Source organism: Nostoc sp. (assembly GCF_036917315.1).
Lineage (GTDB): Bacteria > Cyanobacteriota > Cyanobacteriia > Cyanobacteriales > Nostocaceae > Nostoc.
Genome location: NZ_JBALDR010000034.1, coordinates 263,509 through 277,823 on the forward strand (window position 1 = coordinate 263,509; position 14,315 = coordinate 277,823).

General features: G+C 41.1%; 10 protein-coding genes. 6 read left to right on the top strand and 4 right to left on the bottom strand.

What is annotated here, in order from left to right:
* Nucleotides 1–2 precede the first annotated feature (2 nt).
* Both V7K84_RS16520 and V7K84_RS16525 read left to right on the top strand, forming a co-directional pair.
* Nucleotides 3–2,795, top strand: coding sequence for a tetratricopeptide repeat protein (locus V7K84_RS16520; protein WP_334839554.1), 2,793 nt, complete (start codon nt 3–5; stop codon nt 2,793–2,795).
* Complete coding sequence (locus tag V7K84_RS16525) at nt 2,788–4,305, top strand: radical SAM/SPASM domain-containing protein (protein WP_334839555.1); 1,518 nt, start codon at nt 2,788–2,790, stop codon at nt 4,303–4,305. The genes V7K84_RS16520 and V7K84_RS16525 overlap by 8 nt, the downstream gene beginning before the upstream one ends.
* A 127-nt stretch (nt 4,306–4,432) precedes the next feature.
* Here V7K84_RS16525 and V7K84_RS16530 read toward each other — a convergent pair whose 3' ends face one another.
* Nucleotides 4,433–5,398: an RsmB/NOP family class I SAM-dependent RNA methyltransferase gene (locus V7K84_RS16530; protein WP_334839556.1), complete on the bottom strand. Its 966-nt coding sequence runs from the start codon at nt 5,396–5,398 to the stop codon at nt 4,433–4,435.
* A gap of 185 nt (nt 5,399–5,583) precedes the next feature.
* Here V7K84_RS16530 and V7K84_RS16535 point away from each other — a divergent pair, with 185 nt between their 5' ends.
* Entirely contained in the window at nt 5,584–7,002 is a 1,419-nt protein-coding gene (locus V7K84_RS16535; protein WP_334839558.1) for a DUF2157 domain-containing protein, read from the top strand.
* Nucleotides 7,003–7,089: 87 nt separating this feature from the next.
* Nucleotides 7,090–7,800, top strand: a complete 711-nt coding sequence (locus V7K84_RS16540; protein WP_334839560.1) for a GDYXXLXY domain-containing protein — start codon at nt 7,090–7,092, stop codon at nt 7,798–7,800.
* Nucleotides 7,801–8,252: 452 nt separating this feature from the next.
* Here the strand turns inward: V7K84_RS16540 and V7K84_RS16545 are convergent, their stop codons facing one another.
* Nucleotides 8,253–9,509, bottom strand: coding sequence for an aliphatic sulfonate ABC transporter substrate-binding protein (locus V7K84_RS16545; RefSeq protein ID WP_334839561.1), 1,257 nt, complete (start codon nt 9,507–9,509; stop codon nt 8,253–8,255).
* 222 nt (nt 9,510–9,731) lie between these two features.
* Between V7K84_RS16545 and V7K84_RS16550 the strand changes: the two genes are divergently transcribed.
* Both V7K84_RS16550 and V7K84_RS16555 read left to right on the top strand, forming a co-directional pair.
* Nucleotides 9,732–10,400, top strand: a complete 669-nt coding sequence (locus V7K84_RS16550) for a cadmium resistance transporter (RefSeq protein WP_334839562.1) — start codon at nt 9,732–9,734, stop codon at nt 10,398–10,400.
* A 100-nt stretch (nt 10,401–10,500) separates the two neighbouring features.
* The gene (locus tag V7K84_RS16555) at nt 10,501–10,686 is read left to right on the top strand and encodes a hypothetical protein (RefSeq protein ID WP_334839564.1); all 186 of its coding nucleotides are present in this window, start codon (nt 10,501–10,503) and stop codon (nt 10,684–10,686) included.
* A gap of 266 nt (nt 10,687–10,952) precedes the next feature.
* On the opposite strand, the gene V7K84_RS16560 is transcribed toward V7K84_RS16555, so the two are convergent.
* Together V7K84_RS16560 and V7K84_RS16565 are read right to left on the bottom strand one after the other, a co-directional pair.
* On the bottom strand, nt 10,953–12,470 hold the full coding sequence (locus V7K84_RS16560; protein ID WP_334839565.1) for a M16 family metallopeptidase: 1,518 nt from the start codon (nt 12,468–12,470) through the stop codon (nt 10,953–10,955).
* Nucleotides 12,471–12,557: 87 nt separating this feature from the next.
* Nucleotides 12,558–14,201 (bottom strand): M16 family metallopeptidase, encoded by a 1,644-nt coding sequence (locus V7K84_RS16565; protein WP_334839566.1) that lies wholly within the window; start codon nt 14,199–14,201, stop codon nt 12,558–12,560.
* Nucleotides 14,202–14,315: the final 114 nt, after the last annotated feature.

The window sequence follows — 14,315 nt, forward strand, 5'->3', positions numbered from 1 at the left end:
TTATGTCTGAACTAAATAAGTTAGAGTTTGTTGGTCGTGCAGAACATCTAAATCGAATTATTTCCCTTGTTCATGATTCTAATAAACTGCGTGTAGTTTTAGTAGAGGGTAGAGGTGGAATTGGCAAAACTTGGTTACTTCATGCATTAAAATCCGGTCTAAACCAAGTTCAAATTGGCACAAGTGAAATTATTGATTGCGATATCCCTGTTTTTAATGATGCAGAAGATTTATACACTCAAATCGCCAAACAATTATACTACTATACATATAAAGAATGGTTGCTGCGATTACGAAAACTGCGAGAAGATGAAAACCGCCTCAGTCAAATTGCATACGAACAAGAACGCAGACAACTTGAAAAGTTCTTGGTCGATGAAATTAATCGAAAATCCAGCCAACAAAGATTAGTATTTCTAATTGATACGGTTGAGAAGTTAGGACAAGCAGATGTCAGAGAGCAAGTTTGGGAGTGTATTGGCGATTTATGCCATCAACTAGAGAATGCCGTATTTATTTTAGCCGGTCGTCCTAGTATTGCTCATCAAACTCTAGAAAAATCATTCAAAGAAGAAGAATTAACTTATTTGGAATTAAATGAATTTACCCATGAAGATGTACAAACATACATTCGTTGCAAGGAGGAGCAGCTTCACTTTACTCTCGGACAAGAATTGGTTAGAAAGATCATAGTTCTTTCTGGTGGTAGCCCGATCATGATTGAATTTGGAGTAGAGTATGCTTATCGGGAAGTCATACCAGATTGGTTAGAGAGTGAAGATATAGAAACTATTCCCAGCCGATTAAAAAAAACTGGTGGATTTGAAGCTGAGATGGTTCGACATATTACGCAGCTTCGGACATCAATGGATCGGTTAACTCTGTTGCTTTCACGTATTTACCCATTAGATAGCTTTGATATTGCTAATTTATTAGAACTATCTACAGAAGATGCTCAAAGATTATTTATTGATGCACAAAGCTACTTTTTTATCAAACCAGTAATCGGTGGTTCTCAAATATCATTACATGATATTGTGCGAGACTTGGTTGAGAAATATGTATGGGCAGATATTGACCCCGATTTGGAATGGAGAAAACGAGATAGTCGGATTGCTGCCAAATATTTCGAGCAAAAAGATTACGATTTAGGTCCACAAAAAAGGATATTGGAAGTTCAACGTTACTCTGATGATTCTCATAAAGTTGCTAATATTGAGTTTATGATTGAAGAAGTTAAGCAACTGCGAGAATTCAATACTACGCGATGGCTCTGGAATGCTTTATATGCCGATCCGATAATCGGCTTTGAAACTTGGCACGAAGTTACTGATAGGATACGCCGCCAATCGAAAAAATTTGGCTTTGTAAATCAGTTGTTGGCAATTGCCAAACAGTTTGAAACAGAAATAAATTCCGATCAAAAATTCAAACTAATTATTTTTGAATCAAAGATTGTTCACGCTCTTAAAGATAAGAGTACAAAAGAAAATGAACTAGTAAAGCTGGAGGGAATGCTATCCGCTCAATCTTCTAATTCTTCTCATCAAGCGGATATTTACAATGTCTTGGGAATGCTAAATACCAAGTTACACCTTTATGAAGAAGCTTTAAAATATCAGCAAGAGTGTTTATCGTTAGTTCAAGGCAAAAAGCTATCATACGCTATTCCTGCTGTAGCTAACCTAGTTGGTTATCTGCATCGACAACTCAACAACTTTCAGGAAGCTGAGAAATATTACAAACTAGGTTGGGAGGCTGCTATGGAAATTGATACTCCTGACAAAGGCTTAACTCAAGTTATGGCTAGCATTCAGAATAACTTGGGATTTTTGTACGGACAACAAAAAGATTATGTAAAAGCTGAACAATGTTTTAAGGCCGCTATTGATATGTGGTCGAGTGTTGAGAGTGAACGCGAAATAGCCAACGCCGAAATTGCCTCTGCTACTATTTTGGTAGATAATGGTAATTATGTTAAAGCTAAACAACTACTTGAACGAGCTTTAACTCGTTGTCATAATGAAGAAAACGATAATCAAATATTGTGTAGGGCATATTTTCAGTTAGGCTTAAATCAGTGGTTTAGTGCTGAGGTAGTAAATGAAGCTGTTTGGGATGTGACACAGGTGCAGTGGGATCTCAATGTGCTAAGTCTTGCTCAAAATGCTTTAGAAAAAAGCCTGAAACTCGCAGAAAAATATGGACTTGAAGAGGAATTACCTGGAATTTTGCACCAAATTGCTAGTGTCTATTGGCATCTTGGGTTTCAAACAGGCGATCGCACCCTACAAAGCCAAGCTTTAAAACTCAACGATCGCTCTTATCAGACTAGTTTAGAGTACAATGACATGCGGTATGCCATCGATAGCCTGGTAGGTAAAGCAGAGTTTGATTATTATGCAAAAGCCTACGAGCATATTTCCGATTATGCACAAGAACTTAGCGATCGCTTCCAATCATATCAAAATATCCATACACTATACTTTGGCCGCATGTTACGCATAGAAGGTGATGTTGCATTTCAACAAGCTAACTACAATTTTGCTTTTAGTAAATATGCTCAAGGAATACCCCAAATCTTTCAACATGGAGGTTTCGGGCCGTATTCGATCAAACATGAGCTAAATCTGCTCCAAAAGAAAATTGAACTGTTGCCTATAGAACTTTCTAAAACTCTGATTCAACAACTAAAATCTCAGTGGAAAGATCATAAAGCTCTCAAGGAATGGTGCGATCAACAAATGTTTTTGACTAGAATACGTGCCACAAAACAGCCATCTTCTCATGCGTAGTAAAAAAATTGATCGACCTCAAATTTTAGTTTCTCTTAATTCTACCTACATACCAACTGGGCAATGCGACTGTGATGGAGGGGATTGTGCCTGTGACTTATCCCCTTTAACAGAATTAACCTCAGATTTTCGATTATCTCTGGGAATGTCAGAGACAGAGTTTGTGAGAGTTCCTAACTCGCAGATGATGAATTTAGATGATACTTATTCTATCTGTTTTGGTACTTATCATCCAGTAGCAGTTTTGAATCAATCAGCGATATATTTACTCGAACAATTTACAAATCCTCATAAATTAGATGATATTGCAATAGAACATCCTAACATTGACCCAATAGACTTACAGGCAGCTATTCAGGAATTATATCAAGCACGTTTAATTGCACCCAATAATTATTCATCATTTAACTTAAATGAAATACCAGAAACTTTAACAGCATGGTTGCATATCACCGATCGCTGTAATTTAAGATGTGACTATTGCTATCTTCCGCACGAACCAAAAGATATGTCAATCGATATAGGTAAAGCGGCTATTGAATCTACATTTCGCTCTGCAACCTTAAATAATTACCGCCGCGTCAAACTGAAATATGCAGGAGGAGAGGCATTACTCTGCTCTCCTTTAATTAAGGATCTCCATTTGTACGCTCAATCCCTTAGCAAAGAAACAGATATTATATTAGATGGAGTCGTTCTCAGTAATGGAACATTGATTACGCCTGAAATTATTGAGATGCTACAAATATTGAATCTGCGTCTCATGATTTCACTAGATGGATTATCAAATTTCCACAATATCCAACGTTCTTATGCAAGCGGAAAGGGATCGTTTCAAGATGTGGAACGAGGTATTAAGATTGCCTTGAAAAATGGTATTATTCCAGATATTTCTATTACAGTTAGTGGGCGAAATGCAGAAGGATTGCCCGATCTTCTGGAATGGATATTGGAATATAATCTGCCCTTTAGTTTAAATTTTTATCGAGAAAACGAACTGTCAGCTTCTTATGAAGACTTGCAACTAGAAGAATCTCGGTTAATTGAGGGAATGTTGGCAGCATTCAAAGTTATCGAATTGAAATTACCTAATCGGAGTTTACTAGGTTCATTGATCGATCGTGCTAATTTAGCATCTCCTCATAAACGAACTTGTGGAGTTGGACAAAGCTATCTCGTATTTGATTACAAAGGGCAAATTGCTAAATGCCAGATGCAGCTACATAAAACTATATCTGCCTCTAAAACTCAAGATCCTTTAACTCTTGTGCGACAAGATAAAGCAGGTATTCAGAATTTGTCAGTTGAAGAAAAAGAAGGCTGTCGTACATGTGAGTGGAAATATTGGTGTACGGGCGGTTGTTCTCTTGCAACCTTTAAAGCTACAGGTCGTTACGATATTCAATCTCCAAATTGCAATATTTACAAAGCTCTCTATCCTGAAGCTCTCAGACTAGAAGGGTTACGATTAATCAAATATAGTTCCCCAACTAATACCAATTCTATATGAAGATGCACAGAATATTAAACGAACCGCCAAGTACGCCAAGAGCGCCAAGAATTGAGAGTTACTCATTTAGTGCAGCTTCACATTAAATTGGTATCAGTCATAACTAATTATACGCACTCATATAATTTTAATTTTTTAAATTTTGATAGATATACAGCGAAGATATTGTATTTAAATCCACTTGTTTAGGCTCATCTTCATTCGCATTAGTATTTTTAAACAAGACTGTAAATGCACCAGCACCTAACCTATCTTGAGGAAATATCCGATAACAAGGCATCGTCGTTAAATGCGATTGATATTTGGCTAAACTACTAATTTCTATCGCTTTAAACTGGGGAAAGCGTTCCAGAAACCATTCACAAACTTGCTCATTTTCTTCGGGCGAATATGTGCAAGTCATATAAGCAAGATAGCCTTGTGGTGAAACAATTTTAGCTGAGTTAGCTATAATACGCTTTTGCCGATTTGCGCTCTTATTAATAGCAGTTGGGTGAAAACATCCGGGTGCTTTTTCACCTTTGGCAAGCAAAGATTGTCCAGTACACGGAGCATCTACTATGACTAGATTGCTAGAGTCGGTAAACATTTCGGCAAATATACTCGAATCTCGATTAACCACTGCGCTAGGGCTAACCTGGCAACGCTTCAAATTGGAAATTAGCATTCCCAGACGTTTGCCAATTACTTCATTGCTGATGAGCAATTCAGGTTTTAAAGCTCTCCAAGCGAAGATACTTTTACCTCCCGGTGCGGCACACATATCAAAAACTAAACGCACTGACTCAGGAATAGCTAACAAAGTAGTAGCTGCAAACACCGAAGAAAAATCTAAACAATAAAAATATCCTTTTTCATGCAAGGGATGCTTACCAGGTTTTTCTCCTAGAGATAAGCGATCTATAAATTGTGGCTGCCAAGAGGTTGGTGTTTCCACTGTCAAAGGTGAAATATCTGGCTTTTCTTGACACCAAAGAATACTAGGCGAAAAAGGCTGAGGATTCATTAAAGCCTCAATAAATTTTTCTTGCTCATCTGGATTAGCGAACAAACGCCGCGAGACTTTAAGTAATAAATTAGAAGGTTTTTCCATGTAGAGGATGAGTTATCAATTACGAATTACGAATTACGAATTACGAATTAGTACGTTGTATCTAAATCAAAATCAAACTGTTACACAAGAACAATGTAATTAAGGCTTTTGGCTTCATACTCAAAATATAATGACCGCCATTGGGAACGCAATGGCCAAGCTACCCCACTGCACCGGAGAAGGTCATGTTTTTAGATAGTTTTCAGGACAAATTACGCAAACAAGCACAATTATGGAGGGATGAAGGATTAATTAGTTCTTCGCAGTATGAGCAGATAGCAGAACGTTATCAATTTAAAAACCTGGAAGCTGCTGCACGCGATCGCAATAAAGCGATCGCGATCGCTATTGGTAGCATACTTTTATGCTTAGGCATAATTACCTTTGTATCAGGAAACTGGCAGGGAGGATCGCGAGAAATCAAATTTATTCTGATGATGAGTTTGTTTTTTGCGATCGCCATCACTGGATTTTACAGCTGGAGGCCACCTGAAGGAAAGAAGCCAGAACGAAGCAAACGCCTACTAGGAGAAGGGTTGCTAATTTTAAGCGCCTTCATCTTCGGTGCAAATTTACTGCTGATGGCCCAGATGTTCAATATCATCGGTTCAGCTTCTCAACTGTTTCTCGCTTGGGGATTCGGTGTTGTGGTCATGGCCTTCAGTTTGTCCTTAAATTCTTTAGGAATTCTATCAATCGTCCTTGTGGAAATCGGCTACTGGACTGGACTAGAAGACTTATGGTACGCTTCAGGTGAGTTAACTTGGTCGCGGCTAGTAGTACAACATCTGCCTTTGTTGGCATGGCTGGTATTTGTACCCTTAGCCTACTTCTGTCGATCCCGTTGGATTTTTGGTCTAGCAGCCTTTGTTTTTGCTAGTTCCTTACAAGCTAACCTTAATCCACTGCCACTGCTAAATTATGCTGATATAGCCCCTTGGGTGGCATCTTTTGCTTTTGCACTGCCACCTGCATTATTCTGGAGTTATGATGATTTACTCTTTCCAACCATAAATTACAGATTGTTTCAATCTCTAGCCCGTAATTTAGCGCTGGTAAGCTTCGGCATCGTCTTTTACGTTTTGTCTTTTCGTTGGGTCTGGGAATCTCCTGATTATAGTTATAATCAGCCAACGAATTTGACAAACTTATTCGAGTCTCTGCCGATTATCGATTTGGGGATTCTCAGCGGCTTGGCGGTTTTACAATGGTTGTTTCTACTGCGCCAAAGAAATAACCCTCCGCGTCGCGAAGTGATTTTCACAACTGCTGTCATTAGTACATTTCTTGTCTTTATTGCAATAGTACCTTTTTGGCATCAAACTATTAGCCGGATTGATGAACTTGGCATTTTTATTTTCAATGTACTTCTTGCAACATTAGCCTGGGGACTAATTCAAGAAGGATTGAAATTAAGCAACAGAAGTTCCTTTTGGGGCGGTATGCTGTTAGTAACACTGCAAATTATCAGTCGCGTGCAAGAGTACGACACCGACTTACTTTTTAAGTCGCTAGTCTATGTCCTGTGCGGTTCTGCTTTAATTAGCGCTGGACTCTGGTTTGAACGCCGCCTACCCGGTGGTAGCTCTACAAGTAAAAAGTAGGGCAAAAATTTTTAAAGTTTCTCTGCGTCAGTCCTAATCTCGTTACTTTTAACCTCCTCAAGACCTCTGCTTTGTAGGACTACGCTCATGACTAATACTTCTTCTGAATCTAAGAATAAACCCTTGTCTCCTGAAGCTGAATTTTCCAATAAGGTGACTTTTCGGGATTACTTGATTGCTACTGAACAAAAATCGAATAAACCCTTGCCTTTTTGGCGGTTACTAGCTCCCCTGGCACTGCAAACAGGGCTAATTATGGCAGTACCAGCCCAAGCAGTTTATACAGACGTAACAGGTAAGACGGTGATTTTGCAAACCGTACCTGTAGACCCTAACAATGCGATCGAAGGTAACACCTTAGCGTTAGATTACAACATCTCTCGTACCTCAAATTTGAGCAGACTACCTGGCTGGCAAACATTAGTCAGCAAAGGTCGTGGAAGTGGCAGAAGATTGCCTGAAGGAACCAATATTTACGTGACTTTGCAAGAGCAATTCTCTACTGGTCGCGGTGTTCCGAGAGCTTGGAGACCGTTACGAGTAAGTAGCGATCGCCCCACAACTCTAAGAGCTAACCAAGTAGCCTTAAAAGGTGTTTATCAGGATGGTTCCGTTAACTACGGTTTGGAAACATATTACATCCCAGAAAACCAACGGCAGCAGATTCGGAACGATTTACAAGCCCAACGCGCCCGCAGAGGGCAAGTACCACCCATTGTGGTCAAGGCGAAAGTAGATCCACAAGGAAAGGCAGTGCCACTGAGTATGTGGGTGCGCGATCGCAACTATCGTTTTTAAACTGTTAGGCAAATAAACAGTGCATGTTTACACCACGCCAGTTTTGTCTTTGAAATTCTGAGCGCCGACTTCCGACGCTCAGAATTTTCTGTTTTTCATTAGACATTGCGTGAAAAAGAATATAGAGACGTAGCATTATTACGTCTCTACCAAGGTTCTAGGTAAAGTATTGTCTTATATATCAGAATTAAATAGCCCTGGATTACAGCAGAGACTCAAAACAGTGTATTTATAGATTATCAGCAAGTTTTATTTGCTGATAATAATATGATTTTTCGGGGATTAAGTCGAAAAGCAAGGCTACTATTTACGATATTTTTACTACTAGTGTTCATTGCTTTTCCGAGCCACAATCGATGATGCAATCTATCGGCAGACCGATCGAACATCAAAAAGTATTTTTTCCCAATAGCGGGGCGTAGCCCATTGCAAATTGCTAATTGCAAATTGGTTTAATAAGTCCAGTTTTGCTTGGTCTGCAAACTATAAGTTCCATCTTTGACATTCACCCGCTCAGGAATCAGATTTAAATCTCTAAATATATTTGCTTGATGCTGTAGAGCATCGAGCGATTGGTCGTCAATCGGAATGATGGCGCGTTCGCCACTATGTTTCTGTAAAATTTCTAGAATAGATGGATCGATTTCATGGTGTTTTGTCAATCGTTGAACAGCTTCTAATTCCTGTTTCTTAGCCCAAGTTCCAGCTTCGTTTACCTCTTCTAAAATCACCTTAAGCAAGTCGGGATAGTCGCGTACCAGTTCTGGAATCGCGTAGTAATAAGTGGGAACTTCCACAGAGGCTTTGTCACCAAATATGCTCTCTAAGTCTGCAATCGATCGCCCTGGGTAAGCGCTTCGGGCAAGAGTAGCTGTGTACGGAACCCAAATCACCCAAGCATCGATTTCACCCCGGCAAAATTGGGGCAGCGCCTCCGGTTGTGTCAGATAAACCGGCTCGATGTCGCTAAAATCTAGACCGACTTTTGCCAGCGATCGCACAAGTATATAATGTGCGCTTGAGCCTTTGTCAAAAGCGATCTTTTTGCCCTTCAGGTCTGCTAGTGTCTGAATCGGCGAATCTTCCGGTACCAGAATCGCTTGACCTTTGGGAGCGGTATATTTTTCTTTAGCCACTCGCACAAATACATGATCCGCTGCTTGAGAGAAGATGCTTGCCGTACCCCCACCGCCGCAGAAGTCAATCGTCCCGTTGCTAAGTGCTTCTATCAGAGAAGAGGCTGATAAAAAGCTTGTCCAGGTGACAATCAGCCCATAAGGTCGCAAACGCGTTTCTAGCAAGCCTTGAGTCTGGAGAACTTCCAGATTTGTCATCCCCTCTGGATATCCAATTTTGAGTTGCTTGAGCCGCCGCGCTTGCTCTGCTAAGGGCGTGTTGCTAGATTGAGCAGAACGCTGAGAAAACCAGCGATCCAAAATTACACAGAAAATTATCCCCCCCATAAACAGTCCCACAGTTTCCAGTAACTGGATTATGGAGCTTTTGGATAGTTGGAACTGATTACCAGATTCAGCAGCAGCAACAGCATGACCGTCAAAAACTAGAGGTAAGACCAAAATTAAGACAAGTCCGATGGAAAATCGAACTGCAAACCTGTAGGTAGGCGATCTACGAGTGGCCGATCTGAGTGACCGTAAGATATTTTGACCTGTGCATCTAGGCATAAGGTCAATCAAACGGCTAATCATAATAACTCCTTTGATAAATTAGGTGATGGAAATTGCCGGATGAATTGGAGATGGGGGATAAATTCAAAGCACCACTTGATATATATAAACTACCAAACTTGCTCCCTCGTTACACCCAATATGCGATACTCACATTATCATATCGATATTATGCGGATTTTCTACAAACGTTGAGCGATCGCTAGTTTTGGTCATCAGATAGGTGTTGAGTGAGGAATGGTGATGGATTGGTTAATTGCAACAATTAAGATTGGGCTAGCTGCGGCTGTGGCAACAACATTTGATGACAATATTTATCTGACTGCCTTTTTCAGCGAGGTTAATCGGACTTTTCGTCCTCAACATGTTGTAGTTGGTGAGATTCTAGGGTTCACAGTATTAATGATAGTAAGTTTACTTGGGTTCTTACTGGGTCTAGCAATTCCGTCAACTTGGACTGGTCTACTGGGGATTCTGCCAATACTCATTGGCTTGAATAATTTGCTCAACCTGAATAAGGATGATTCAGTTGAAGATAAATCAGCCAATCTGAAAAGAAACTCTAAATTTCATGGATTTGATTCCAGAAAGCGATCGCTCTGGGACGTAATCCGCGATCCTCAGACCTATCGCGTTTCCTCGGTGACAATTGCCAACGGCGGCAACAATCTTGGCATCTATATTCCCCTATTTGCCACTAGCTCAATCCCAAATCTCACTGTAATCGTACCAGTTTGCTATTTCATTGTTTTTTGCTGGCTGTTTATGTCCTATAATCTGACTCGTCTACCTGGTATCGCTTTGATACTGAGCCGTTATGCTAGCAAGATTTTTCCCTTCGTTCTGATGTGGCTGGGTTTCAGAATTCTGGTAGACAGCGAATCTTATCGTATTTTTCTCCCGAACACTTGACAGATAAACGTTATCAGTTACAGTAGTTTTCTTTTGCATGAGGTACAAAGTGACGGGTTTTGAGGCAGGAGGCAGGAAGTAGAAACTCTTTAAATCTGATGTGAACTACTACCTGCGATCGTTAGCGTTAACCATCGATGCAGCGATTTGTGAATACAAAACCTTCGATATTTCTGGCTATCAAAAGCTAGATGAAGTGCCTTATGACTTTAACCGCAAACGTCTAAGCATCTTGTTCAAGCAAGAGAGTACGCATCTGACGATCGCTAAAGGCGCACAACCCTAGTGGGATTTCAACCATTGCCGTTGAATTTTGTGCTGGTTCTGGGAGCGATCGCTTCTATAAAAATGAATAGAGTAGAGAAAAACCTCTGGAGTTCCCAGAGGTTTTGGTTCCTGATTTAGTTTCTACTTGTTACTCCAATTTGTCCTTAGTCATTTCCCGATAATGGAGAAAATTATTTGAACAACAAGATCCCCGATTTCTTAGACAGTCGGGGATCTGAACCTTGCGATTTTATTTGGATACTTAATATCTACCCATCTACGCTATTAATTCTTCGCCTGTGGCTGCGAACCAGGAATCGTTACATCTATTGGTGTCACCTGTTTAGCTAACTGTGTCAATGGCGGTTGAATAGCAGTTTGATTCCCCACTACTAGAGTCACAATCTTTTCTGGTTTGAGGTATTCTCGTGCTACCCGTTGGACATCGGCTGCTGTGGTGGCGGCGACGGCTTTTTGATAGCGAAAGAGAAAATCAGCAGGATAGCCGAAATATTCGTATCGCATCAACCGTGATAAGGTTTGGCTGGGATCTTCAAAGTTGAATACAAAGGAATTGAGTGTAGACTCTTTGGCATAAGCCAGTTCTTTTGCAGTCACTCTTTGGGTTTGGGCGCGCTTGATTTCAGCTTGTAAGGCTTTGACAAACTGGACGGTAGCATCCGATCGCGTTTGTCCACCAGCGATAAATATGCCAGGATAATCGTAGCGGGGACTCCACTGGCCGTATACAGAGTAAGCTAAACCTTGACGCGATCGCAATTCATTAAATAAGCGTCCACCAAATCCATTTAACACTCCATTTAATACATCCAGCGCGGCATAATCGGGACTGTCGAAACGTCCGCCTAAATGCCCGATAAGCACACTACTTTGCGTTAGTTGGGGCTGATTGACAAAAAATACTCCACCTGTATTAGCTGGCAAAACCTTTGGTAATGTGGGTTTAGCAATACCTGGGTTACGCTGCCAATCGCCAAACTTAGCTTGAATGAGCGATCGCATTTTCTTACTATCAAAATCGCCCACAATCCCCAAAATCATATTATTGGGGTGGAAATATTGCTGATAAAACTTGAGCAAATCCTCACGCTCAACCTTATCCACCGTTGCATACTCGATTGTGCGAGCATAAGGGCTATCTTTGCCATAGATCAATTTCTTAAATTCTCGACTAGCAATCCCGTCTGGATTGTCATTACGACGGGCAATGCCACCCTTGGCTTGAGTTTTCGCCAAGTCTAGCTTTTCTTGAGCAAATACAGGCGATCGCAGCACCTCAGCAAACAGCCCAAACACTGTTTCTAAATCTTCACTGAGGGCGTCAAAGCTAGCACTACCAGAAGCTTCACTAATACCAACTTCTACAGATGCTGCCCGTTGTTCCAATATTTCGTTGAGTTCATCTGCTGAATGGTTTTTAGTTCCTCCAGTTCGCATTACCCCGCCTGTAAAACCAGCCAACCCAACTTTCTCCATTGGTTCCAAGCGATTCCCTGTCCGTACAAACGCTGTACCATTCACCAACGGTAACTCGCGATCTTCCATCAAATAGACAACCAAGCCGTTTTGAAGCACAAACCGCTCATACTTGGGTAACTTAATCTCAGGTAGCGGTGGTAGCTGCAATTCTGTGTAATGCTTCGCCTCAGCCGTCGCCGCCAGAGAAAAATTACAAGTTAAAAGTAAGCACGCAAAAACAGCAACCAAAGCATAAATCAGCCCCTTCCTATTTTGAATTTTCAACGCTATCTGCCTTTTACTCTTCACCTTAAACCTCTGCATATCTCTCTTCCTTTGTGCCCTTTGCGCCTTCTCTGCGAGACGCTACGCGTAGCTTGCTTCCCCGAAGGGGTATGCGGTTCGTTTCTCTTAAGCTTCTTTCGACAACAGCTTCCCAATCGTGCGATTTTTCGGCGTAAAAGTCTCCTTTGCCACCCGTTGAATATCAGCCGTCGTCACCGCCGAAATATCATCCAACTGCTTAAACAAATTGCGCCAAGAGCCAGTTTTCACCTCATATTCCAACAATTGTTGAGCCATGCCCATATTGGAATCGAGAGTACGTAACAAACCTGCCCGTGCTTGAGTTTTCACTCGTTGTAAATCAGCTGCCGCTACAGGCTCAGTTTTTAATTTGTCAATTTCTTGACGCAAAGCCACCGCCAACTCATCAACTGTATGACCAGGAGATGTGAGAGCATAGAAAAAGATCAGGTTTGGATACTTATCTCCAGGAAATCCACTGTAACCTTGAGCATTTAGCGCCAACCGCTGCTTTTCTACCAAAGACTTATATAGCCGCGACGTGCGTCCATCACTTAATAAACTGCCAATGATTTCATAGACGGCATTATCTGGATGAGTAATTGCCGGACGATGATAACCTTCTAAATACCAGGGTTGAGAAGGTAGCTGTAAAGTAACTTCCCGTGTTTGTTGTTGTGGCGGTTCTACTGGGATTTGTTCAACAGCTTTGGTTTTGGCTTGAAAGCGGCCAAAATAAGTTTGCGCCAGTTTTTTCACCTGAGTAGGATTGACATCTCCGACAATAGCGATCGCTAAATTACTTGGTACGTAGTGAGTATCAAAAAACTTTTGGACATCTTCTGGTGTCAGATTGCGGATATCTTGGTCATAACCAATTACCGGACGCCTGTAGGGATGGGCTTTGTAAGCAGTATCGATAAACTTTTCCACCATCTGTCCAATGGGTGAATTCTCTACCCGCATCCGTCGTTCTTCTAAAATTACATCTTTCTCTTTATAAAACTCACGACGAATTACCGGATCGAGAAATCGCTCCGACTCCAACGACATCCAAAGTTCTAGCTTATTGGCAGGAAAGCTGTACAAATAACGGGTAGCTTCGGTTGAAGTATTGGCATTTAAACCCACACCTCCCGCTTGTTCGACAATTTGCCCCAATTCGTTTTGCTTGACAAGCTTGGCTGCTTGCGATTCCACTTGCTCAAACTCAGTTTGTAACCGAAGAACCTCAGCTTTTCTGCCATCGGCTTTCGCGGTTTTAATTTGAGCATTCAACTGCTCTAAGGTATCTAGTAGCGGTTTTTCTTTTTTGTAGTCTTGTGTACCAATGCGCCTTGTGCCTTTGAACGCCAAATGTTCGAGAAAGTGAGCTACACCAGTTTTGCCATCTGGCTCATCCACACCACCCACATTCGCATAAGTAAGAAAAGAAACCACGGGCGCTTGATGTCGTTCCAAGACAATGAATTTCAAACCATTGTCGAGGCGAAACTCCGTTAATTGCTTAATAACTCGATCTAGATAAGGTTGGATGGAACTTTGAACTGGCGGGGTTTGAGTTTTGGTTTCTTGAGGAGGAGGTGCTGTCTGAGTTTGAGCTAGAGCGACTTCTGGCAGCAATCCCCACGAGAAGATAATTAAAGTCAAGAAAGTGACAAATAACCGCCGTAATATGACAGATACGCGATCTGAGCAATTCAAAATCCCCAATCTAAAATCCAAAATTGACCGAGTGCTCTGGTTCATAAGCGAGAAGTAAGATAAAGTTACATTACCTAAATAACAGGATACTTAGCAAAAGAGCGTTAATCTTGTATTAAGTTTTCAGTGGCTCTTTGCACTTGACGTTAGACAATAATG

Coding starts and splice junctions, on each gene's coding strand:
- V7K84_RS16565 (WP_334839566.1), bottom strand. CDS start 14,201: ATGAACCAGAGCACTCGGTCAATTTTGGATTTTAGATTGGGGATTTTG.
- V7K84_RS16560 (WP_334839565.1), bottom strand. CDS start 12,470: ATGCAGAGGTTTAAGGTGAAGAGTAAAAGGCAGATAGCGTTGAAAATT.
- V7K84_RS16540 (WP_334839560.1), top strand. CDS start 7,090: ATGACTAATACTTCTTCTGAATCTAAGAATAAACCCTTGTCTCCTGAA.
- V7K84_RS16550 (WP_334839562.1), top strand. CDS start 9,732: ATGGATTGGTTAATTGCAACAATTAAGATTGGGCTAGCTGCGGCTGTG.
- V7K84_RS16535 (WP_334839558.1), top strand. CDS start 5,584: ATGTTTTTAGATAGTTTTCAGGACAAATTACGCAAACAAGCACAATTA.
- V7K84_RS16525 (WP_334839555.1), top strand. CDS start 2,788: ATGCGTAGTAAAAAAATTGATCGACCTCAAATTTTAGTTTCTCTTAAT.
- V7K84_RS16530 (WP_334839556.1), bottom strand. CDS start 5,398: ATGGAAAAACCTTCTAATTTATTACTTAAAGTCTCGCGGCGTTTGTTC.
- V7K84_RS16545 (WP_334839561.1), bottom strand. CDS start 9,509: ATGATTAGCCGTTTGATTGACCTTATGCCTAGATGCACAGGTCAAAAT.
- V7K84_RS16520 (WP_334839554.1), top strand. CDS start 3: ATGTCTGAACTAAATAAGTTAGAGTTTGTTGGTCGTGCAGAACATCTA.